17 protein-coding genes and 1 tRNA gene are annotated in these 22,795 nt (G+C 72.7%); 5 read left to right on the top strand and 13 right to left on the bottom strand.

From position 1 onward, the window contains the following. Positions 1-67: 67 nt before the first annotated feature. The gene (locus tag LN251_RS15795) at positions 68-892 is read right to left on the bottom strand and encodes a helix-turn-helix domain-containing protein (RefSeq protein WP_458246728.1); all 825 of its coding nucleotides are present in this window, start codon (positions 890-892) and stop codon (positions 68-70) included. Positions 893-1,253: 361 nt separating this feature from the next. Here LN251_RS15795 and LN251_RS15790 point away from each other — a divergent pair, with 361 nt between their 5' ends. Further along, positions 1,254-1,745, top strand: coding sequence for an ATP-binding protein (locus tag LN251_RS15790; RefSeq protein WP_058924036.1), 492 nt, complete (start codon positions 1,254-1,256; stop codon positions 1,743-1,745). Positions 1,746-1,823: 78 nt separating this feature from the next. Here LN251_RS15790 and LN251_RS15785 read toward each other — a convergent pair whose 3' ends face one another. Together LN251_RS15785 and LN251_RS15780 are read right to left on the bottom strand one after the other, a co-directional pair. Then, complete coding sequence (locus tag LN251_RS15785) at positions 1,824-2,039, bottom strand: DUF397 domain-containing protein (protein ID WP_058928262.1); 216 nt, start codon at positions 2,037-2,039, stop codon at positions 1,824-1,826. Positions 2,040-2,349: 310 nt separating this feature from the next. Continuing rightward, positions 2,350-2,508 (bottom strand): hypothetical protein, encoded by a 159-nt coding sequence (locus LN251_RS15780; RefSeq protein ID WP_458244984.1) that lies wholly within the window; start codon positions 2,506-2,508, stop codon positions 2,350-2,352. 295 nt (positions 2,509-2,803) lie between these two features. Here LN251_RS15780 and LN251_RS15775 point away from each other — a divergent pair, with 295 nt between their 5' ends. Further along, positions 2,804-3,334, top strand: a complete 531-nt coding sequence (locus LN251_RS15775; RefSeq protein ID WP_458244983.1) for a hypothetical protein — start codon at positions 2,804-2,806, stop codon at positions 3,332-3,334. A gap of 39 nt (positions 3,335-3,373) precedes the next feature. After that, entirely contained in the window at positions 3,374-3,877 is a 504-nt protein-coding gene (locus LN251_RS15770) for a DUF4232 domain-containing protein (protein ID WP_458244982.1), read from the top strand. A 9-nt stretch (positions 3,878-3,886) separates the two neighbouring features. Here the strand turns inward: LN251_RS15770 and LN251_RS15765 are convergent, their stop codons facing one another. Next, entirely contained in the window at positions 3,887-5,014 is a 1,128-nt protein-coding gene (locus tag LN251_RS15765; protein WP_458244981.1) for a DUF2786 domain-containing protein, read from the bottom strand. After that, entirely contained in the window at positions 5,011-5,337 is a 327-nt protein-coding gene (locus tag LN251_RS15760) for a hypothetical protein (protein WP_458244980.1), read from the bottom strand. The genes LN251_RS15765 and LN251_RS15760 overlap by 4 nt, the downstream gene beginning before the upstream one ends. A gap of 115 nt (positions 5,338-5,452) precedes the next feature. Here LN251_RS15760 and LN251_RS15755 point away from each other — a divergent pair, with 115 nt between their 5' ends. Both LN251_RS15755 and LN251_RS15750 read left to right on the top strand, forming a co-directional pair. Beyond that, positions 5,453-6,076 (top strand): LysE family translocator, encoded by a 624-nt coding sequence (locus tag LN251_RS15755; RefSeq protein WP_458244979.1) that lies wholly within the window; start codon positions 5,453-5,455, stop codon positions 6,074-6,076. Between the two features lie 299 nt (positions 6,077-6,375). Continuing rightward, the gene (locus LN251_RS15750) at positions 6,376-8,085 is read left to right on the top strand and encodes a bifunctional 3'-5' exonuclease/DNA polymerase (RefSeq protein WP_458244978.1); all 1,710 of its coding nucleotides are present in this window, start codon (positions 6,376-6,378) and stop codon (positions 8,083-8,085) included. Between the two features lie 19 nt (positions 8,086-8,104). Here LN251_RS15750 and LN251_RS15745 read toward each other — a convergent pair whose 3' ends face one another. The 8 genes from LN251_RS15745 to topA form a co-directional block, all read right to left on the bottom strand. Continuing rightward, complete coding sequence (locus LN251_RS15745; RefSeq protein ID WP_458244977.1) at positions 8,105-11,212, bottom strand: BTAD domain-containing putative transcriptional regulator; 3,108 nt, start codon at positions 11,210-11,212, stop codon at positions 8,105-8,107. A gap of 357 nt (positions 11,213-11,569) precedes the next feature. Next, a complete protein-coding gene (locus tag LN251_RS15740) occupies positions 11,570-12,472 on the bottom strand; it encodes a glycosyltransferase family 2 protein (RefSeq protein WP_458244976.1) in 903 nt (300 codons plus the stop codon). Between the two features lie 167 nt (positions 12,473-12,639). Next, positions 12,640-13,071 (bottom strand): DUF3052 domain-containing protein, encoded by a 432-nt coding sequence (locus LN251_RS15735; protein ID WP_458244975.1) that lies wholly within the window; start codon positions 13,069-13,071, stop codon positions 12,640-12,642. A gap of 94 nt (positions 13,072-13,165) precedes the next feature. Next, positions 13,166-13,242: transfer RNA gene (locus LN251_RS15730), tRNA-Thr, on the bottom strand. 108 nt (positions 13,243-13,350) lie between these two features. Beyond that, positions 13,351-14,934, bottom strand: coding sequence for an alpha/beta hydrolase (locus LN251_RS15725; protein ID WP_458244974.1), 1,584 nt, complete (start codon positions 14,932-14,934; stop codon positions 13,351-13,353). Between the two features lie 115 nt (positions 14,935-15,049). Next, positions 15,050-16,255, bottom strand: a complete 1,206-nt coding sequence (locus LN251_RS15720) for a DNA polymerase III subunit delta' (protein WP_458244973.1) — start codon at positions 16,253-16,255, stop codon at positions 15,050-15,052. Between the two features lie 144 nt (positions 16,256-16,399). Then, positions 16,400-19,627: a dTMP kinase gene (gene tmk / locus LN251_RS15715; RefSeq protein ID WP_458244972.1), complete on the bottom strand. Its 3,228-nt coding sequence runs from the start codon at positions 19,625-19,627 to the stop codon at positions 16,400-16,402. 135 nt (positions 19,628-19,762) lie between these two features. Further along, positions 19,763-22,591 (bottom strand): type I DNA topoisomerase, encoded by a 2,829-nt coding sequence (gene topA, locus LN251_RS15710; protein WP_458244971.1) that lies wholly within the window; start codon positions 22,589-22,591, stop codon positions 19,763-19,765. Between the last annotated feature and the right edge of the window lie 204 nt (positions 22,592-22,795).

Below are 22,795 nucleotides of genomic sequence, written 5' to 3'. Positions count from 1 at the left end.
GACACAAGTGAGTTGGGGACGCTGAGCGAAGTTCTGGGGAGAACACGGGCAGAACCGGGACGGATCCCTAGGAGAGCTGGAGCAGACCCCGCAGGAGATCGCGGCTCTCGTCCGGTCCGGGGCTGTCCTGCTGGAGCTCCTTGAGCGCCCTCTCGTACTGGGTGACGTCCTCGTGCTTGTCCAGGTAGAGCGCGCTGGTGAGCTGCTCCAGGTAGACGACGTCCGTCAGGTCCGACTCCGTGAAGGACAGGATCGTGAACGCGCCGCTCTCGCCGGAGTGGCCGCCGAAGCTGAACGGCATGACCTGCAGCCGCACGTTCGGATGTTCCGAGATGTCGATGAGGTGCTGGAGCTGGCCGCGCATCACCTCGCGGTCGCCGTACGGCCGGCGCAGAGCGGCCTCGTCGAGCACGATGTGGAAGTCGGGCGCGTTCTCGGAGACGAGGTACTTCTGCCGCTCCAGGCGCACCGCGACCCGCTTCTCCACCTCGGCCTCGCTCGCCCCCTTCATGCCGCGCCGGACGACCGCACGGGCATACGCCTCGGTCTGCAGCAGGCCGTGCACGAACTGCACCTCGTAGGCGCGGATGAGGGACGCGGCGCCCTCCAGGCCCACATAGGTGGGGAACCAGCTCGGCAGGACGTCGGAGTAGCTGTGCCACCAACCCGTCACGTTGGCCTCCCGGGCGAGGGAGAGGAGCTGGGTGCGCTCCGCCTCGTCGGTGATGCCGTACAGCGTCAACAGGTCTTCCACGTCACGCGTCTTGAAGCTCACCCGGCCCAGCTCCATCCGGCTGATCTTCGACTCCGAGGCGCGGATCGAGTAACCCGCGGCCTCGCGCGTGATTCCCCGCGCCTCGCGCAGTCGCCTCAGTTGCGAGCCGAGCAGCATGCGCCGCACCACCGATCCGGGCTCTCCCACGCTCACGTTCGCCAGCCTCCCCAACCGCCTTCAGGGGCCGCAGTCTGCCACTAAAACACTCCAAGCAGTACTCGTCCGATTACAGAGAAGCAAAGAAGCCAAAGATTCTGCACAGGAAGAGGGAGGGAGTTGGCAAGTACGGGGAGAGAAGATGGCGGAAAAAATGGCCAACAAGCGGTACGGGAACGTCCAATTCGGTCACGTGCACGTGCATCTGCACCTTGCATCTGCACCACACATCCGAAACCATGGTCTCGCGCAACCGCTGCATCGTGCACGCTTGGACCGCGAATTCCCGGGAGTGCCTCGCATGGGGACGAATGGATCGACCATGCTCGAGCCGTTACGGCAGGGCCTTCCGCCGCTGGACATCGCGGCCGTGTCCAGCGCCGCCTCCTGCGCCCTCCCCGCCCGCTACGAAGCGGTGCGCGAGGCACGGGGTTTCACCCGGAGAACACTGGACCAGTGGGAGATAGGCGACCGTTTCGACGACGTCTGCCTGGTGGTCTCCGAACTCGTCACCAACGCACTGCGCCATGCCCTGCCGGCCGGCGCGGTGCGTTCCGCGGAGCCGACCCCCTGCGTACGGCTGCACCTGCTGCGCTGGACGGAGCGGCTGGTGTGCGCGGTGCGCGACCCCAGCCAGGACAGCCCGGTCGAGCGCGAGGAGGAGGACTTCTCGGCGGAGTCCGGGCGCGGTCTGTTCCTGGTCGACTCCTTCGCCGACGGCTGGGGCTGGCACCCGCTCGCGGGCACGCTCGGCGGCAAGGTCGTCTGGGCACTGTTCCAACTGCCCGTGCCTCACTCCCCGTCGGCCGAGTGAGGCACCGCGGCGTTTTCCCGCGCCGCGGTTCTACGCGCGTCGCGACGCCCGGCCCCACGACGCCGCCGACGGCCCGGGTCAGCCCACGAGGTGGTCGAACTCACCGTCCTTGACACCCAGGAGCATGGCCTCGATCTCCGCGCGGGTGTAGACGAGCGCGGGCCCGTCGGGAAAGCGGGAGTTGCGCACGGCCACGTCGCCGCCGGGCAGCCGGGCGAACTCCACGCAGGAACCCTGCGAGTTGCTGTGCCGGCTCTTCTGCCAGGCCACCCCGTTCAGCTCCGTGGCTGCCATGCCGTTGTACACGTCGCGGTCCACAGGTCGCTCCCCGATGGTGCGGTGGCCCTGGGGCCATTGATGCAATGGTCAACTGCTCGGGATCATAGCCCTGTTCACGTGCAGATGCATGAGCATATGCACGTGCACGCGGGGTGTTCCTGTGGTTACGGATGTGAAGTGCGAGTGCTCCATCCGCTCCAGCGTCTGCCCCGGCGCCCGCATCACATGCGTTCTCCAGTCCCGGCCCGTGATCGTGCGGGCCATCAGCCGGGCCGGGTCGTCGGGGTCGAATCCCTCGTGCACAAGGATCGTTCACAACGATCGTTCACAAGGAAGAGACGCGTTCCGCGGCCTTCCTGTTCCATGTCCACGTGATGGTCCGGTCCGCCGGGTCGGCGGAATCGGCGTCCGTCCAGCGGAGGGAGAGCGTCCGCTCGACGTCGTACTCGACAACCATCACGTCGATGGCACCTGAGAAGTTCATCTGGGGCCGGGGCACGGAAGTCGGGCGGTAGCGGTGGCCGGCCTCCGGCCGAAGTCCCCGTTTCCCTGCATCTGCCCTTGCACGAGCGGAGCGGGGCGTGAGCAGGCGCACGCCGGGTTCCTGCCGGGGGTGCGCGGGTCGTCCTGGCAGGTGCCGCCGTCGCTGCGTGGGAGGTCTCGTGAATCTCACAGGCGGTCCCCATGGGGCGGGAGGAGGTCCCTGGTAGCTTGCTGCGGGCGTCGTGGCCACTCGGCCGGGCGCCCGGCCACCGCCCGCTACAGCTTGGGAGCTACCAGTGACTTCGGCGACCTTCACGCGTCCCGCCCGTACGCTGTCGCGCCGACTGCTGCGGGTCGCGGCCGCTGCCGCGGGGCTGACGGGCGCGCTCGCGCTGACCGCGTGCAGCAGCGGCGGCGGCTCCGACGCCTCCTCCTCGACCTCCAGCGCCTCCGCCTCCTCGGCCACCGGTTCGGCCACGGGCGGCGGCAGCGGTGCCGCGACGAGCTCGTCCGACGCTCTGCAGGGCAGCTGGCTGGCCACGAAGAACGGCAAGGCCGTGGCCCTGGTGATCACGGGCAAGCAGGCCGGCCTCTTCTCGACCGGCGGCTCCGTGTGCAGCGGGACGGCCGGCAAGGAGGCCGGGATGGAGATGATCCATCTGACCTGTACGGACGGCAGCAAGCAGCGGGCGACCGGCATGGTCGACTCCGCTTCGAAGGAGTCGCTGCACATCACGTGGTCGGGGAGCCTGGGCAAGGAGACCTACACCAAGGCAGAAGGTGGCAAGCTGCCGTCCGGGCTGCCGACGGCCGGTCTGGGGCAGTAGGTTCGGCGGCACCACTCCCCTGAGCACCAGAGGAACCACATGCGCACCACCCCGCTCGCCGTCGCCGCCCTCGCGGCGGCCCTGCTCCTGACCGCCTGTGACAGCAACAGCGGTGACGACGGCGACAAGAACAAGGCCGACGCCGGGTGCACGCTCGGCGTGGACGTCGCCGCCGGCGCGGCCCCGGCCGCCGGGGACACCGGCAACGTCACCGTCACGGTCACCAACCGCGACGCCAAGTGCGTCCTGACCGGATTCCCGGCCGTCGACCTCGTCGCGGGCGGCGACACGAAATCCGTCCCCCACGACAAGTCCGCGCAGCCCCAGAAGCTGACCCTGGCGAAGGACGCGACGGCCTCCTTCACGATCACCTACACGCGCGGTGGCACCGGCGGGAAGCAGAGCCTGCCCGTCAAGAGCGCGAAGTTCACCCTTCCCGGCTCCACCGGCGCCCACAGCTTCCCCTGGTCGTACGGCGAGGTCGCCCTCCAGGGGGACGCGCCGAACGCCTCCGTCACGCCCTTCACCCAGGCGGGTGACTGACGCGCCGTCTCACGGCAGCCGCGGCCGGGACGCCACCTGCGCCCGGTCGGCGGCCTCCACGCCCTCCGTCCAGCCCTCGGCGTCGCTCACCCCGCGCATCCGGGTGGTGGTCGTGCGCGGGAACATGCGGTCCGTGTGAGCCGTGACGGCGACCTCGCGGGAGGCCAGGACCGGCAGCAGATCGTCGGTCACCTGGCTCTCCGCGGCGGCCGCGAGGCGTATGCCCATCCGGTGGGCGTAGGCGGCGAAGAAGGACTGCCGGAAGGTCTTGGTGCGCTTGCGGCCGCCCGCCCGCTGCCCGGCCTCCGCCTTCGTCATCGCGTGCATGGCCTGCACGAGCAGCGAGGTGTGCAGCAGCTCGACCACCTCCAGGTCCGCCTCGAAGCCGACGACCGTGGAGAAGCCCAGCGGTTCGTTCCACACGGCCCGGCAGTGGTTGGCGGTGGCCACCACATCCAGCAGGACGGCCTTGGCCTGTTCGTACGGTGCCTCCACCCCGATCCGGCAGGCGCCCGGGACGTCCGCGGCCGGCGCGCGGGCCGCCAGCAGCGCCTCGTCGATGCTGTAACGGGCGGTCAGCTCCTGCGCCTTGGCGGTCAGCGCCTCCGCCTCCTCGGGGAACCCGGTCGCCTCCGCCTTGGCGAGCAGCGCGCGGATCCGGGCGAGCATGCGGGACTCGGGTCCGCTGCGGTGGGCGGTCGCGGAGCCGTGCTCGCGGTCCGCGAGGGGTTCGAGCGTGGGCAGGCGCAGCAGCAGGCGGTACAGCTCCAGGACCGTGGTCGCGTGCGTGAACCGGTCGGTGCGGGCGGGGGCGTCCGTCGTGAGGTCGTCCAGCTGCGCCGTCCAGCGGGGGCCGCGGGGGCGGTCGTCCGGTGCCTGCTCGCGGATCAGCGCCGACACCAGGCGGACGTGTACGTCGTCCAGCTCGCGCCGCACGATGCGGACGAGGTCGGCCGGCTGCCAGCCGCGCTGCCAGGCCGACGCCACGAACTCCCGTCCGCGCCGCGCCAGTTCCGCGTCACCGGCGGGGTCGGCCGCGAGGAGGGACGCGCCGGTGTCGAGGGCGGAGTCGGAATCGGCGTACAGGGCGGCGCGGAAGGCACGGTCGACGGTGCCGGCGTGGGGCGGGGTGCTCACTCCTCGATCGTGACATGCGGCACCGACAAGCGGGGGCCCCCGGGGTGGTGGGCGAGGACCGGGAGCCGGTCGCCACACAGGGACCGCACGTCGGCGGTGACCAGATGGCCGAGCTCCTCGGCGCTCTCGACGTCGTACGCCCCCTCCGCCAGCCGTCGGCGCAGCAGCACCGCCAGCCGGTCGGCGACGTCCAAGAAGGCGTCGTGCCCGGTGAGGAGGCGGACCGTCTCGTCGACGAGCCCGCGAACGTCCGCGAGGGAGAGGGGGGCCGGGGCCGCGGCGGGGGAAGGGCCCGTCGCCGGACGCGTGGTGGACGTGGTCACGGAAGGTGAGTCAACCACCGTTCGCGCACGGACCACATGGCGTTCGCCGGACTCGTCCCGTCTCACTCCTCGAAACTCGCTCGCCCCCGGGGAGGGCGGTTTCGAGCATGGCGGCATGGTGGACATGTCTTCGTACGCTGCCTTCCTGGTCGCCGCCTTCGCCCTGTGCGTCACCCCCGGCCCCGACATGATGTTCATCGTGGCAATGGGCGGCCGGGGCGGTCCACGGACCGGCGTACTGGCCGCGGCGGGCGTGGCCTGCGCGATGTTCGTGCACACGGTGGCCGCCGCGCTCGGCCTGTCGGCGCTGTTCCTGTCGCTGCCGGCGCTGTATCACGCACTGCGCTGGGCGGGCGCGGCCTACCTGCTGCACCTCGCGGTGAAGGCGTTCCGGGACCGGGGAGCGGCGGTCGAGGAGGGCGGACCGGCGGAGCCGGGGCGGCGGCGCGCCTTCTGGCAGGGCGCCGTGACCAATCTCCTCAACCCCAAGGTGATCCTCTTCAACGTCGCCTTCCTGCCGCAGTTCGTGAACCCCGCCCTGGGTCATGTGCGCGAGCAGTTCCTGGTCCTCGGGCTGACGATCACGGTCATGGGGTTCGCGGTGGACGGCTCGGTCGGGCTGCTGTCCGGCAAGCTCTCCTCACTGCTGCGCCGGAGCCGCAGGGTGGCGCGCGGGCTGAACCTCTTCACCGGGACGGTCTTCACGGCCCTCGCCGTCCGACTGTCAACTCAGGGTTGACGCCTTCTCGGCATCGGCAAAACGGCGGTCGAGGCCGAGCTGGCCAAGGCCCTGGAGAAGTACCTGCAGGCCCCTCCGCAGTCGACCTGAGGGCCTGGAGAAGTACCTGCAGGCCCCTCCGCAGTCGGACGGACGCCCTGGATACGTATCCGCAGGCCCCCGCCGCGGTCGGCCTGAGGCCTGGAACGTATCCGCAGGCCCCCGCCCCGGTCGGCCTGAGGGGCCCTGGGGAAGTACCCGCAGGCCCCGCCGCGGTCGGCCTGCGGCCGTTGTCAGACCCTCCTGCCAGACTCGGCGGTATGACCGACCGCTGGGCGCTCGCTCCGGCCGAGGACGGTGGCGCGGAGATCGCCCCCCTCGGCCCGGACGGGCTGCTCGCCGGACCGGTCCTGTGGGAACCCGACCTCGCCACCGCCGTGCGCGCCCGGCCGGAGGTCGCCCGCTGGGTGTGGCGGTCCACGGCCGAGGTGTATCCGCGCCTGCTCGCCGCGGGGGTGCGAGTGGAGCGGTGCTACGACGTCGAGGACGCAGAGACCCTGCTGCTCGGGCACGAGGGGCGGTCCGGCGAACCCCGGTCGGCGGCCGCCGCCCTGGCCCGGCTGCGCGGCGGCCCCGTACCGCCCGACCCGCCCCAGCGGGCCGCCGTACCGGGCTCGCAGTCCTCCCTCTTCGAGCCTCGCCCCGTCCATGTGCCGCTGCCCGACCTCGTCGAGGTGTACGCCGAGCAGCAGCGCCGGCACGAGGCGACCGACCGCCCGGAGCGGATGCGCCTGCTGACCGCGGCCGAGTCGGCGGGCATGCTGGTCGCCGCCGAGATGAACCGCGCCGGACTGCCGTGGAGCGCCGAGGTGCACCGCCGCGTGCTGCACGAACTGCTCGGCGAGCGGTACGCGGGCGGCGGCGAGCCCCGGCGGCTGGCCGAGCTCGCCGACGAGGTGTCGGCCGCCTTCGGACGCCGGGTGCGGCCCGACCTGCCCGCCGACGTCGTCAAGGCGTTCGCGCAGGCCGGCATCAAGGTGCGCTCCACCCGGCGGTGGGAGATCCGGTCCATCGACCATCCGGCCGTGAAGCCGCTGCTGGAGTACAAGAAGCTGTACCGCATCTGGGTCGCCCACGGCTGGTCGTGGCTGCAGGACTGGGTGCGGGACGGGCGGTTCCGCCCGGAGTTCCATGCGGGCGGCACGGTCACGGGCCGGTGGGTCACCAACGGCGGGGGCGCGCTGCAGATCCCGAAGGTGATCCGGCGCGCGGTCGTCGCCGACCCGGGCTGGCGGCTGGTCGTCGCGGACGCCGACCAGATGGAGCCGCGGGTGCTCGCGGCCATCTCCCGCGACCCCGGGCTGATGGAGGTGGCGGGACGCGAGACGGACCTGTACCAGTCCGTCTCCGACCGGGCCTTCTCCGGCAACCGCGACCAGGCCAAGCTCGCCGTGCTGGGCGCCGTGTACGGGCAGACCTCCGGCGACGGCCTGAAGAACCTGGCCGCCCTCAGACGCCGCTTCCCCAAAGCGGTGGCCTACGTCGACGACGCCGCCCGCGCCGGCGAGGAGGGGCGGCTCGTGCGGACCTGGCTGGGGCGGACCTGCCCGCCGGCGGCACGGCCGGGCGAGGACGCGGCGGAGGAGGCGGGCATCCCGCAGGACGACCCCGCCGAGACCGGTCCCGGGTCGAGCTCGGGCTCGGGCTCCGAGTGGGTGCCGGGGTACGCCTCGACCAACGCCCGCGCCCGCGGCCGGTTCGCCCGTAACTTCGTGGTGCAGGGCAGCGCGGCCGACTGGGCCCTGCTGCTGCTCGCGGGGCTGCGGCAGGCCTGCGCGGGCATGGCCGCCGAGCTGGTCTTCTTCCAGCACGACGAGGTGATCGTGCACTGTCCCGAGGAGGAGGCGGCGACGGTCGTGGCGGCGATCCGGGAGGCGGCCGAGACGGCGGGCCGGCTGACCTTCGGGCAGACGCCGGTACGGTTCCCGTTCACCACGGCGGTGGTGGAGTGCTACGCGGACGCCAAGTGAAGCGTCACCAGGTCCGCGGTCACCGGTGCAGCAGTTCCCGCAGTTCCGCCGCCACCGTCTGCTCGTCCGTGCCGTCCAGGGCATCGAGGGCGGCGTGCCACTCGGCGCGCGCCTGCTCGGCGCGGCCCCGCTCTCGCAGCAGGAGGCCGTACTGGTGGCGGGCGAGACCGCCGGCGTAGCGGTCGGCGCGGGCGTCGGCCCGCCGCAGGAGCTCGGCGCACTCGTGCTCGGCCCGTTCGGTACGGCCCAGCAGGCGGAGCGCGCGCACCAGGCCGAGCCGGGTCTGGGACTCGCCGTGCCAGTCTCCGCGGCCGCCGAGGATGCGCAGGCTCTCCTCGAAGTGCGGCAGGGCGGCGACCGGTTCACCGAGGGTGAGATGCGCGTACCCGATGTTGCAGTGCGCGGAGTGCTGCACGATGACGGCGCCGATCTCCTCTCCGATCACCAGCGAACGCCGGTACTGCTCGATGGCGGCCCGCGGGTCGGTGTGCTCGTGGAGATTGCCGAGGTGGCTGTGGGTCACGGCCTCGCCGTAGGGGTCGTTCAGCCGGCGTGAGTACTCCAGGCTCCGGCGCAGCGCCCGCTCCGACTCCGCGTACCGGCCGAGGCCCTCCAGCAGCAGGCCCCGGTTGTTGAGGCAGCGGCGCATCCAGGAGACCCGGCCGAGTCGGCGCCAGATCCCCAGGGCCCGGTCGTTGAGGGCGAGGGCCTCGTTCTGGCGGCCCGTCAGGAAGTGCACTCCGCCCAGGTCACCCAGTGCGTACGCCTCGGCCACCTCGTCGCCGAGCCGCCAGGCCAGCCGCAGGGCGGTACGGCCGAGGACCTCCATCTCGGCGACCCGGCCGCTGCGCTGGACGTAGGGGAAGAGCAGACGGATGAGGCAGGAGATGCGGGCGACCAGACGGTTGCCGGCGTCCGCCGGCGCGTCGGCGTACCGCTCCACCAGGGTCACCACGTTCTCCAGCTCCATGTCCCCCCAGGCAAAGGCCTGTTCGCCGGACTCGAAGGGAGGCAGGGCGTCGACCTCCGTCGCGTGGTCCGGCGGCTGGGTGGCGGTCGGGCGGCGGCGGTCCTCGCGGTCGAGGCCCGGTTCGACGAGCGCGATGAGGGCGAGTTCGGCGACGGCCGCGTACCAGCGCAGGGCGATGTCGGCGGCGGCCGCGGTCGACGGGGCGCCCGATGCGCCCGCCCCCTCGGCGAGTTCGCGGGCGAAGTCGCGGACCAAGGCGTGCGGGGCGTACCGGCCGTACGCCGTCTCCTCCAGGAGCGCCACGTCGATGAGCCGGTCCAGGGCCGCCTCGGCGCGGTGCGCGTCGATGCCGGCGAGACGGGCGAGCAGGGGTGCGCCGTACGCGGGCAGGTCGAGGGCGCCGATGCCGCGCAGTACGAGGGCGGCGTCCCGGTCGGACTCCCGGTCCGACGCGGCGAGCGCCTCGTGGGCGACGGCGAGCGAACGGCGGACGCTCAGGTCGTCGTACTCCAGGTGGTGCAACCGTCCCTCGGTGGCGGCCAGTTGCCCGGCCAGCATGTCCGGGGTGAGCGCGCGGCGGGCGGCGAGGCGCGCCGCGACGATGCGCAGGGCGAGCGGGAGGCGGCCGGTGAGTTCGACGAGGGGGTGGGCCGCGCCGAGGCCGTCCCGGCCGGAGACCGCCCGCAGCAGTGCCGCGCTCTCCTCGCCGGTCAGCGGGGTGAGCGGGTGGCGGCGGGCTCCGTCGAGGACGGTGAGGGACGAGCGGCTGGTGACGATCACCGCGCAACCGGCGCCGGCCGGCAGCAGCGGCCGTACCTGCGCGGCGTTCGCGGCGTCGTCCAGCACCAGCAGGGTGCGGGTCGGGGCGAGGAGGGAGCGCAGCAACGCGGTCGCTGCGTCGGGGTGTTCGGGGATGTGGCGGGGGTCGGTGCCCAGGTCGCGGAGGAGGGCGGTGAGGGCCTGGGCGGCGCTGAGGGGCGTCATGCCGGGTGTGGCGCCGTGCAGGTTGACGTAGAGCTGACCGTCGGGGAAACGTTCCCGCAGTTCATGGGCGACGTGCAGCGCGAGGGCGCTCTTGCCGACGCCGGGCATGCCGCTGATGACGGCGACGGCGGGGGCGCCCTCGGCGCCGGCGCCGAGGGTGACGCGTAGGTCGTCGAGCACGGCGGCACGACCGGTGAAGTGGGCGGGGGGCGGCGGGAGTTGTGCGGGCGGAGGGTAGGGCTGGGCGGGGTGGGGCGCCGGGGGCGGAGCGGCCGGGATGGAGCCGTCCTCGCACGGAGCGGCGGGGGTGACTCCGCCGAGGGTACCGGCGTCGGCATCGGCCGCTGCGTCGTCGGCGGCCCGCAGCACCTCCACATGGGCCTCGCGGACCTGCTGGCCCGGTTCGACGCCGAGGTCCTCGACGAGGCGGGCGCGCAGGTCGCGGTGGACGGCGAGGGCCTCGGCGCGGCGGCCGGTGCGGTGCAGGGCGAGCATGAGCTGGCGGTGGTAGGACTCACGGAGCGGATGCTCGGCGGCGAGCGCGGCCAGCTCCGGTACGAGCCGGTCGAGTCGAGAGCCGCCGATGGCGAGCTCGGCGTCGTAGCGCCACTCCAGGAGGAGCAGCCGGGCCTGGGCGAGGCGCTGCGCGAAGGCGTATCCGCCCAGGTCGTACGGCAGACCGTCGAGCGGTGTGCCGCGCCACAGGGCGAGCGCGCAGGCGCACTCGCGCAACACCCGCTCCCAGTTGCGCGCGGCGTGGGCTCCGCGGGCCGCCGCGACGTGGCGTTCGAAGACGTGGACGTCCAACTCGCCCCGCTCGACCCGCAGGACGTACCCGGGCGGCACGGTCCGCAGCCGTTCGGGGTCGTCCAGCAGCCGCCGCAGCCGGGCCACGTGGTTGTGCAGCGAGGCGTGCGCGGAGGCGGGTGGCGCGAGGCCCCACAGCGCGTCCTTGAGCGAGTCGACGGAGACGACCCGGCCGGCCTCCAGGAGCAGCGCGGCCAGCAGGGCGCGGACCTTCGGGCTGCCGATCGCCGTGACGCCGGTGTCCTCGACGGGCCGGCTCCGGTCGGCGGCGGACGCGGACTCGGACTCGGTGGCGCCCTGGACGTCGTAGAGGACCGGTGGTCCCAGCAGCCCGAACCGCAGCTCGTGCCGACTCACGCCGCCCACCGCCCACCGCTCTCGGCGGAAATCCGCCCTCTTCCCGGCGGTTTCCCGCCACCCGTCCTATGACCGGCCCCTGTCGGAATCCGCCGCGGTTCCGCCGCCGCGGCCCTGCGGGCCGACGGCTTCACGCCAGTCGACCGGGGACGGCGCGGAGGACCGTTGGCCACATGTTAGCGATCTGTTGGCGCGACCTGATGTGATCATTTCATCGGAACCGGCCCGGGGGTGCGCGCGTCAGACGCGTTGCTCGGGGGAGTGTCGCCGTCGCGGCCGGGTCCGGGGGACGTCAGAGGGTCCTGGTCGGCGGAGGTGAACGACCGGGACCCTCGTCCCCTCCCTCTCGGTCCCTGCCGGTCGCTCTCAGATGACCGGCGGGCGACCCAGGCGCGACAGGCGCCACACCGTCCGCCAGCGCATCGGCCGCCGTTCCCCCGCCGGTTCCCGCATGCCTTCCAGGAAGCCGCCGAACCAGGCGCGCAGTCCGGCCCGCGACCGGGTGCGCAGGAGGGTGACGAGCACCCAGATGCCCAGGTGGACCGGGATGAGCGGCAGCGGCAGCCGACGGCGCACGAGCCACACCCTGTTCCGGGCGTTCACCCGGTAGTAGATGGCGTGCCGGGCCGGCGAGGTCTTCGGGTGCTGGAGCAGCAGTTCGGGTGCGTACAGGATGCGCCAGCCGGCGTCGGCCGCCCGCCAGGCGAGGTCGGTCTCCTCGTGGGCGAAGAAGAACGCCGCGGGCCAGTGCCCGATCTCGTCGAGCATGGCCGTACGGAAGGCGTGCCCGCCGCCGAGGAACCCGGTGACGAATCCGCCGCGCATCGGGTCGGAGGCGCCGACCCTCGGCACGTGCCGCTGCTGGGTCTCGCCGTGCTCGTCCGCGATACGGAAGCCGACGATGCCGAGCCGGGGGTCGGCCGCGAACAGCTCCCCCACCCGCCGCAGCACATCGGCGTCGACGAGCAGCCCGTCGTCGTCCAGTTCGACGACGACGTCCACGTCCCCCAACTCCCGCAGGCTCTCCAGGGCCGCGTTGCGCCCGCCGGGGCAGCCGAGGTTCTCGTCGAGTTCCAGGAGGGTGACCTCGCCGGGCAGCGAGAGGCGCTCGGCGAAGTCGGGCAGCGGGCAGCCGTTGCCGACGATCACGATCCGCGTCGGGGCGAGGTCCTGCTTGGCCACGGACTCCAGCAGCGCGTCGACCTCGACGGGCCGATTGCCCATGGTCACGACGGCGACGGCGATCCGCGGCACTCGCCTGTCCTCCATGCCCACACCCCGTCCGGCCGTCCCCAACATCGGCCGCGATGCTAGCCGTTCACGGTGTGGACTTCCTGAGTACGCCCTTTCGTATGCCAAGTCTTGGGACGAACCGCGCCCCTGTTCACCCGTTCATACGTCGGCCAAGGCGGGGAGCGACCCGGCTCGCGGGCCACTCACGCCTTCGTACGGCGGTTCTCCTTGCGTCGCACGAACTTCAGCCCCGACCAGTCCTCCCCCAGCGCGGCCACCTTCACGTCGACCACGCCGAGCGGGAGGAACAGCTCCCGCAGGTCGTTCTCGGCGATGTCGCTGACGTGCCCGGCGGCCTTGCGCGGCCACGCGATCCAGAGCATGGCGTCGTCGGCGAGCTCCTCGACGAGCGCCGGGGCCTCCGCGGCGAGCACGCGGTGCTCCCGGTAGAAGGCGACGGTGACGTCGGCCCCCCGCGGACCCGCCGCGACGCGTTCGACGCCGTCCGGGAGACCGGGGATGTCGAAGACGTCCGGCGCGTGGCGCAGGGCGAGGCGATGACCGGCCTTGACGCCGAGCTTCCCGGCGAGCGGAGTGCCGGAGTAGCCGCCGGCCGCAGCACCCGTTCCGCCCATGTCCGGCCTCCGATCATCCGAGCGCGACCCACTCACGCCACCCGTCAGGGAACATGAGAAACCCCAGGCCGACAACCTCTGACCTGGGGTTTGCTGGAGCCGCCTTCGGGATTCGAACCCGAGACCTACGCATTACGAGTGCGTTGCTCTGGCCATCTGAGCTAAGGCGGCGCGCCGTCCGCACTATGGTGCGATCAGCAACGTCGGTAAGTCTACACAGTTTCCGGGGGTGCTCGGACCACGCCCCGGAGGCGGGGGTTCCGGGGTGTGGAGCAGGCTTTACGAGCAGCGTTTTCCCTTGGCTGGCGGGGTGCCGCGCAGCAGGTAGGTGTCGATCGCGGAGTCGATGCATTCGCTGCCGCGGCCGTAGGCGGTGTGGCCGTCGCCCTGGTAGGTGAGGAGGCGGCCGGAGGTGAGCTGGGCGGCCAGGGACTGCGCCCAGCGGTACGGGGTCGCCGGGTCGCGGGTGGTGCCGACCACGACGATGGGCGCCGCGCCCTTGGCCTCGATGCGGTGGGGCTCGCCCGTGGCCTTCACCGGCCAGTACGCGCAGTTCAGGGAGGCCCACGCCAGCCCCTCGCCGAAGACGGGCGACGCCTTCTCGAAGGACGGCAGCGCCTTCTCCACCTGCTCGGGCGAGGAGAACGCGCCCGGCAGGTCCAGGCAGTTCACCGCGGCGTTGGCGAACATCAGGTTCGAGTAGCGGCCCTGCCCGTCACGCTCGTAGTAGCTGTCGGACAGCACCAGCAGGCCCGCTCCGTCGCCCTCCTTCATCGCCGACGTCAACGCCTCCCGCAGCTGCGACCACGAACCCTCGTCGTACATCGCCGCGATCACACCGGTGGTCGCGAGGGCCTCGCCGAGCTTGCGGCCGTCCGCGTCGCCGGTGGCGAGAGGGTGCGCGTCCAGCTTCTTGAAGAAGGCGCTGAGGTTGCGGCCCACCTGCGCGGGCGTGGTCCCCTTGTGGCCGAGCGGGCAGTCCGGCTGCCGCACGCAGTCCCTCGCGAAGGACTGGAACGCCGTCTCGAAGCCCGCCGTCTGGTCGAGGTTCAGCCGCCGCGCGGACAGCGTGGGGTCCATCGCGCCGTCCAGCACCAGCCGGCCCACCCGCTCCGGGAACAGCCCGGCGTACGTCGCCCCGAGGAACGTCCCGTACGACGCCCCCACGTAACTCAGCTTCCGGTCCCCGAGCGCCGCCCGCAGGATGTCCATGTCCCGGGCGGCCTCGACGGTCGACACATGCCGCAGCAGGCCCGCCGAGTGCGCCCCGCAGCCCTCCGCGAACTTCTTGTACGCGTCGACGAGTTCGCCGGTCTCCCGCTGGTCGTCGGGTGTCGTGTCGGTCTGTGTGAACGCGTCCATCTGGCGGCCGTTCAGGCACTCGACGGGCTCGCTGCGGGCGACGCCGCGCGGGTCGACCGCGACCATGTCGTAGCGGGCGCGCACCTCGGCCGGGTAGCCGATGCCCGCGTACTGCTGCAGGTAGCCGATCGCCGATCCGCCCGGCCCGCCGGGGTTGACCAGCAGCGACCCCAGCGGCTCGCCCTTGCCCGTGGCCTTCTTGCGGGCGACGGCCAGCTTCACGTCCCCGCCGCCCGGGTGGGCGTAGTCGAGCGGCGCCTTCATCGTGGCGCACTCGAAGCCGGGGACACCGCATGCGCGCCAGCTCAGCGTCTGCCCGTAGTACGGCGCCAGCGCGGACGGCGTCGACCGGGGCAGCGCGGCCAGCGCCGCCTCCGCCGCGCCGCCGGCGGAGCTGTCCGGACCCGAGGTGGAGCAGGCGGAGACGAGCAGGGCGGCGGTGGCGAGGAGGAGGGCGGCGTTTCGGGGCCGGCCGGGACGGATGCTGCGCCTGATGTGCATCAGGCGAGCGTAACCGTGCGCAATGGATCGAATGCGGTGCGTATGGAGCATGGCTCGTACGAGTTACCCGGTCAACATCCGTTGATCGCCGGCTCGGACTCGCAGGTCGGCGTCCTCAGCCGGCTCGGAGCGCCATCGTCATCGCCTCCACCGCGAGCAGCGGGGCCACGTTGCGGTCGAGGGCCTCGCGGCAGGCGGCGATCGCCTCGATGCGGCGCAGCGTGGACTCCGGTCTGGTGCCGCGGGCGATGCGCTCCAGGGCCTCCTCGGCGTCCGCGTTCGCGATGGCGACCCGCGAGCCGAGCTGAAGGGCGAGGACGTCCCGGTAGAACGCGGTGAGGTCGGTCAGCGCGAGGTCGAGGCTGTCGCGCTGGGTGCGGGTCCGGCGCCGCTTCTGCTTGTCCTCCAGGTCCTTCATGACACCGGCCGTCCCGCGCGGCATCCGGCCGCCCTGGACCGCGCCCATGGCCGCCTTCAGCTCCTCCGTCTCCTTGCCGTCCATCTCCTCGGCGAGCTGCTTGGCGTCCTCGGCGGCCGCGTCGACGAGCTCCTGGGCGGCCCTGAGCGCTCCGCCGACGTCCTCGACCCGCAGCGGCAGCTTCAGGACGGCGGCGCGGCGCTCACGGGCGGCCGGGTCGGTCGCCAGGCGGCGGGCCCGGTCGACGTGCCCCTGGGTGGCGCGGGCCACGGCGGCGGCGACGGCCGGTTCGATCCCCTCACGGCGTACGAGCATGTCGGCGACGGCGTCCACCGACGGCGTCAGCAGGTTCAGGTGGCGGCAGCGGGAGCGGATGGTGGGCAGGACGTCCTCGATGGAGGGCGCGCACAGCAGCCAGACCGTGCGCGGGGCGGGCTCCTCCACGGCCTTGAGGACGGCGTTGGCCGACTTCTCGTTCAGCCGCTCGGCGTCCTCGACGAGGATGACCTGCCAGCGGCCGTTCGCCGGGGACGTGAACGACTTCCGTACGGTGTCCCGCATGTCCTCGGCGAGGATCTGCGTGCCGACCGCGGCGACGGTCGTGACGTCGGCGTGCGTGCCGACCAGGGCCGTGTGACAGCCGTCGCAGAATCCGCAGCCGGGGGATCCGCCGAGCGCGCGGTCGGGCGAGACGCACTGCAGGGCGGCGGCGAAGGCCCGCGCCGCCTGGTTGCGCCCGGCGCCGGGCGGGCCGGTGAACAGCCAGGCGTGCGTCATCTTGGACGCCTCGGGAAGCGGCGCGGCGGCCGCGACGGCGGTGACGAGGGCATCGGCGTCCCGGGCGGCCGCGTCCAGCTGCGCGGCCACCTTCTCCTGGCCGACGAGGTCGTCCCAGACGGTCATGTGTCCCCCCGCCCTTTCGTCACGGTTCGTGTTGCGCGTTCCATTGTGCGGGGTGGCACTGACAACGGGGCCGACGGAGCCGGAGGGGCGGCCGCCACACGGGCCGGCCGCCCCTCCGATGCCTCAGCTCTCCGGGGGTGTTCCTCAACGTCCCCGGCCGCGCCGCCGGCCCCGGCCCGGGTCGTCGTCGTGGCCGTCCTGATGCGGCCCGAGCAGTTCGTCCGCCAGCGTGGGCAGGTCGTCCAGCGGGGTCTCCTCGGCCCAGTCGGACCGGGTCCTGCGCCGCGGCGCGCCCTCGGCGTCGAGCTGGGGCATCTCGCGGGTACGGTCCTCGGTCCCGTCCGGCCGGGCGGGTCCCGCCGGCTCGTCCCGGAAGTACCCCTGCGGCACCCGGTCCGACGGATCCTCACCGCGCACCGGAGGCAGCACGGCCGTCTCGTCCGCCGCACCCGGCACCACCGGCGGCAGCACGGCCGTCTCGTCCGCCGCACCCGGCACCACCGGCGGCAGCACGGCCGTCTCGTCCGCCGCACCCGCGGGAGCCGGCGGCTGCGGCAGCTTGGCCGTCACCTCGGACTCGGACTCGCCGGCGGCACGGTCCCCGCGCCGCGCGCCCCGCGGCTCCTCGTCGCGCACCGGCCGCAGCACGGCCGTCTCCTCGACGGGTCCGCCCGAGGCGTTCGTGGGCGTCACCACCGGCGTCGGCGCGGTCGGCGCCTCCGGCGGCACCGCGGGCGCGGCCGGCTGCTTGGGACCGGCCTCCGCGGCGGCCGCGGCCCGCTCGGCGAGCCGGCGGGCCTCCTCGGCGCGCAGCAGGGCCTCCTCGGCCTTGCGCTGCTTCTCCAGCCGCCGCGCGTCCGCCTCCGCCTGCAGCCGGGCCTCCTCCTCGGCCTGCCTGCGTCGACGCTCCTCCTCGGCCTTGCGGCGGGCCTCCTCCTCGGCGCGCGCCTTCTCCTCGGCGAGCAGCCGCTGACGCTCCTCCTCGGCACGCCGGGCGGCCTCCTCGGCCCGGCGCCGGGCCTCCTCCGCCTGCCGTTCGGCCTCGCGCCGCTGCGCCTCCTCCAGCTCGCGCCGCTTGCGCTCCTCCTCCTCGGCGCGCAGCTTGGCGAGCTGCTCCTGGCGCTCACGCTCCAGCCGCTCCTCCTCGGCCTTGCGGGCGGCCTCCTCCTCGGCCTTGCGGCGGGCCTCCTCCTCGGCCTTCCTGCGCGCCTCCTCCTGCTCCCGGATCTCCTGCTCGGACAGCGGCAGCATCTGGTCGAGCCGGTGGCGTACGACAGTGGTGACGGCCTCGGGCTCCTGGCCGGCGTCCACCACCAGGTACCGCCCGGGGTCGGCCGCGGCGAGGGTGAGGAAGCCGGAGCGCACGCGCGCGTGGAACTCGGCCGGCTCCGACTCCAGCCGGTCCGGGGCCTCGGTGAACCGCTCGCGCGCGCTCTCCGGGGAGATGTCCAGCAGCACGGTGAGGTGGGGTACGAGGCCGTTCGTCGCCCACCTGTTGATGCGGGCGATCTCCGTCGGGGACAGGTCGCGGCCCGCTCCCTGGTAGGCGACCGAGGAGTCGATGTACCGGTCGGAGATCACGACGGCGCCCCGCTCCAGGGCGGGCCGTACCACCGTGTCCACGTGCTCCGCGCGGTCCGCCGCGTACAGCAGGGCCTCGGCCCGGTGGGACAGGCCGGCGCTGGAGACGTCCAGCAGGATCGACCGCAGCCGCTTGCCGACCGGGGTCGCGCCCGGCTCGCGGGTCACCACGACCTCGTGGCCCTTGGCCCGGATCCACTCGGCGAGCGCTTCGGCCTGCGTGGACTTGCCGGCGCCGTCGCCGCCCTCCAGGGCGATGAAGAAACCGTTCCCGGCGGGCGTGGTCACCGGGTCGTCGCCGCCCAGCAGGGCGTCCCGCAGATCGTGCCGCAGCGGCACGCCGGAGCGGTCGTCGACCTTGGCCAGTACGAGCGCGGCCACCGGCAGCAGCAGCGCGCCGACCAGCATGAGGGTGAAGGCGGCGCCGCCGTGGGCGAAGACGAACTTGCCGTTCTCCAGCCGGTGCGGGCCGATCCCGGCCGCCACGACCGGGGCGATCACCGCGCCGAGCGCCACGGTGACCCGCACGACCGCGTGCAGGTGCTCGGTCGTCCGCGCGCGCCGGTGGTCCTCGGCCTCCTGGTCGAGGAGGGTGTGCCCGGTGTTGGCGGCGACGCCCGCGCCGATGCCGGCCAGCGTGACGATCAGCAGGACCGTGGTGACGTCCGGGACGAGCCCGGCGGCCAGCAGCGCGATGCCGGTGAAGGCGATGGCGAGCGCGAGCAGGCGGCGGCGCGAGAGCGACACCAGGATCTTCGGCGCCGTACGGATGCCGACGAGGACACCGCCGGTCAGTCCGAGGACCAGCAGGCCGTAGGTCACCGGGCCGCCGTGCAGGTCCTTGGCGTGCAGCACGCACACGGCGACGGCCGCGGCGATCGCGCCGGCGACGGCCGCGCCGGAGAGCACGAGCAGCGGGATGGCACCCGTGCGGCCCTTGTCGACGCCCGAGGCCGTCTTGGGCCGGCGCAGTCCCTCCAGCGGCGAACGCGCGCGCGGGGTGCGCGTGTCGGGCAGTTCCAGGAACACCACGACGGACAGGGAGGCGGCGAAGAGCCCGGCCGCCACGTACGAGGCGAGGGCGGCCTGGTGCTGGGCGAACCAGTCGAGGCCGGCGCCCAGCAGGTTGTTGAGCAGTCCGGCGAGGACGAGCGCGGCGGCCGCGAGCGGGATGGCCACGAAGGTGGTGCGCAGCGACAGACGGCGCAGGGCGTCCAGGTGGTCCGGCAGGGGCCGTACCGTCGCGCCCTCCGGCGGTGGGGCCGGCAGCAGCGCGGGCGCGGCGCTCTCGCGGCACACCGTCCAGAAGCGTTCGGCCACACCGGTCACGAAGGCGGTCACCAGCAGGATCGCCAGCGCGTTGTCCGGCGTCCAGTCGATCCACAGCGGGGCGACGATGAGCGCGAGGACCCGGACGGTGTCGGCGCCGACCATCGTCCAACGGCGGTCGAGAGGGCCGTCGTGGGAGGTGAGCGAGGTGAGGGGGCCGAGGAGTACGGCGCCGAAGAGCAGCGTCGCGAGGATGCGTACCGCGAAGACGGTCGCCACTGCGAACGCCACGCCCCGGTAGTTCCCGCCGAACGAGCCTTCACTGATGGCCGCTTGAAGGGTCAGCAGCACCAGCACCAGGAGGGCGAGGGTGTCACCGATCGACCCCACGAACTGTGCGCTCCACAACCGCCTCAGCTGCGGTCGTTGCAGCAGGGCGCGAACGGCGCGCTCGCGGGAGTCCGCGACAAGGGCGTCGTCGGGGGCCGGCTTGGGGGCCGTTGGCTGCTCGGCTCGCGTCATGCTTTCAGCCTATCGGGACCGACCGACAAGCCAGGGGGCGCTCCCGAACGTGCGCACGCCCCGACACCAAAGCGATATCGGGGCGTTCGTTTTGCGAAGTCGTCTTGGGGAAGGCCCCCGTGACTCGGTCGCCGTTCAGTCGTCCGAGGCCGTCTTCGAAGCAGTCGTCTTCTTCGCGGCGGCCGTCGTCTTCTTGGCGGCCGCCGTCTTCGCGGCCGTCGTCGTCTTCTTCGCGGCGGTCTTCTTGGCGGTCGTCGCCTTCTTGGCCGGGGCCTTCTTGGCGGGCGCCTTCTTCGCCGTCTTCTTCGCGGGGCCCTTCGCCCGCTTCTCGGCGAGGAGTTCGAAGCCGCGCTCAGGGGTGATCGTCTCGACGCTGTCGCCGGAGCGCAGCGTCGCGTTGGTCTCCCCGTCGGTCACGTACGGTCCGAAACGGCCGTCCTTGACCACGACCGGCTTCTCGCTGACCGGGTCGGTGCCCAGCTCCTTCAGCGGCGGCTTGGCGGCCGCGCGACCGCGCTGCTTGGGCTGCGCGTAGATCGCCAGCGCCTCTTCGAGCGTGATCGTGAAGAGCTGCTCCTCGGCCTGCAGCGAGCGCGAGTCCGTGCCCTTCTTCAGGTACGGGCCGTAGCGGCCGTTCTGCGCGGTGATCTCCTGGCCCTCGGCGTCGGTGCCGACGACGCGCGGCAGCGACATCAGTTTGAGGGCGTCCGCGAGGGTCACCGTGTCCAGCGACATCGACTTGAACAGCGAGGCCGTACGCGGTTTGACGGCGTTCTTGCCGGTCTTCGGGGTGCCCTCGGGGAGCACCTCGGTGACGTACGGGCCGTAGCGGCCGTCCCGGGCGATGATCTGGTGCCCCGTCTCCGGGTCGGCACCGAGCTCGAAGTCGCCGCTCGGCTTGGCGAGCAGCTCCTCTGCGAGTTCGACGTTCAGCTCGTCGGGCGCCAGGTCCTCGGGCACGTCCGCCCGCTGGTGGCCCTCGGAGTCCTTCTCGCCGCGCTCGATGTACGGGCCGTAGCGGCCGACCCGCAGCACGATGCCGTTGCCCACCGGGAACGACGACACCTCGCGCGCGTCGATCGCGCCCAGGTCGGTCACCAGCTCCTTGAGGCCGCCGAGGTGGTCGCCGTCGCCGTTGCCGGCCTCGGCCGCGCCGCCGATGCCGTTGGCCTCGCCGAAGTAGAACCGCTTCAGCCACGGCACGGCCTGCGCCTCGCCGCGGGCGATGCGGTCGAGGTCGTCCTCCATCTTGGCGGTGAAGTCGTAGTCGACGAGCCGCCCGAAGTGCTTCTCCAGGAGGTTGACCACGGCGAAGGACAGGAAGGACGGCACGAGCGCCGTGCCCTTCTTGAAGACATAGCCGCGGTCCAGGATCGTGCCGATGATCGACGCGTACGTCGACGGGCGGCCGATCTCACGCTCCTCGAGCTCCTTGACGAGGCTGGCCTCGGTGTAACGGGCCGGAGGCTTGGTCGCGTGCCCGTCGACCGTGATCTCCTCGGCGCTGAGCCGGTCGCCCTCGGCGACCTGCGGCAGCCGGCGCTCGCGGTCGTCCAGCTCGGCGTTCGGGTCGTCGGCGCCCTCGACGTAGGCCTTGAGGAAGCCGTGGAAGGTGATCGTCTTGCCGGAGGCGGTGAACTCGACGTCCCGGCCGTCGGCGGCCGTGCCACCGATCTTCACCGTGACGGAGTTGCCGGTGGCGTCCTTCATCTGGGAGGCGACCGTGCGCTTCCAGATCAGTTCGTACAGCTTGAACTGGTCGCCGGTCAGGCCGGTCTCGGCGGGCGTGCGGAAACGATCACCCGACGGGCGGATCGCCTCGTGCGCCTCCTGCGCGTTCTTGACCTTCCCGGCGTACGTCCGCGGGCTGGACGGCAGGTAGTCGGCGCCGTAGAGCTGCGTCACCTGGGCGCGGGCGGCGGCCACGGCGGTGTCGCTGAGCGTCGTGGAGTCCGTACGCATGTACGTGATGAAGCCGTTCTCGTACAGCTTCTGGGCCACCTGCATGGTCGCCTTGGCGCCGAAGCCGAGCTTGCGGCTCGCCTCCTGCTGCAGCGTGGTCGTACGGAAGGGGGCGTACGGCGAGCGGCGGTACGGCTTCGACTCGACGGAGCGGACGGCGAACTGCGTCTGCTCCAGGGCGGCGGCCAGGGCGCGGGCGTTCGCCTCGTCGAGGTGGAGGGTGTTCGCGCTCTTGAGCTGTCCCAGGGAGTCGAAGTCGCGGCCCTGCGCGACCCGCCTGCCGTCGACACTCTGAAGGCGGGCGACCAGCGAGGACGGGTCCGACGGATCCCCGGCGCGGCCGGTCGCGAAGGTGCCCGTCAGGTCCCAGTACTCGGCGGAACGAAAAGCGATGCGCTCGCGTTCCCGCTCCACGACGAGACGAGTCGCGACGGACTGGACACGGCCGGCCGACAGGCGCGGCATGACCTTCTTCCACAGGACCGGCGAGACCTCGTAGCCGTAGAGGCGGTCGAGGATACGGCGGGTCTCCTGGGCGTCGACCATGCGCTGGTTGAGGTCGCGCGGGTTGGCGACGGCCGCGCGGATCGCGTCCTTGGTGATCTCGTGGAAGACCATCCGCTTGACCGGGACCTTGGGCTTGAGCACCTCCAGGAGGTGCCACGCGATGGCCTCGCCCTCGCGGTCCTCATCGGTGGCGAGGAAGAGCTCGTCGGAGTCCTTCAGCAGGTCCTTGAGCTTCTTGACCTGGGCCCTCTTGTCGGCGTTGACCACATAGATGGGCTGGAAGTCATGGTCGACGTCCACACCGAGGCGGCGGACCTCGCCGGTGTACTTCTCCGGCACCTCCGCGGCGCCGTTGGGAAGGTCGCGGATGTGCCCGACGCTCGCCTCGACGGTGTAGCCGGGGCCGAGGTAGCCCTTGATCGTCTTCGCCTTGGCAGGCGACTCGACGATGACGAGTCGGCGGCCGCCGTGTGCGGTCTCGCTGGTCGGGGACAACTTCGCTCTTCTCTCCGGATCGATGCTGGGGCCTCCCCAGGCGTTCCTCCCGGGGCCGTGTCATGGTGACGCTGCGGAGTGTGACGGTACATCCCGCCCCCGTGTCAAACGGGAAAAGCCCGCAACGGCCACTCGAACGGTAACCCGACTCGCGCCATTCCTGCCGCCCGGAGTGCCCGGCCACCTTTTCGAGGCGAACCGGAG

This window comes from Streptomyces sp. MAI_2237 (assembly GCF_054189285.1).
The sequence above is the reverse complement of the archived record's forward strand: the minus strand, read 5'-3'. Positions and strand labels throughout refer to the sequence as shown.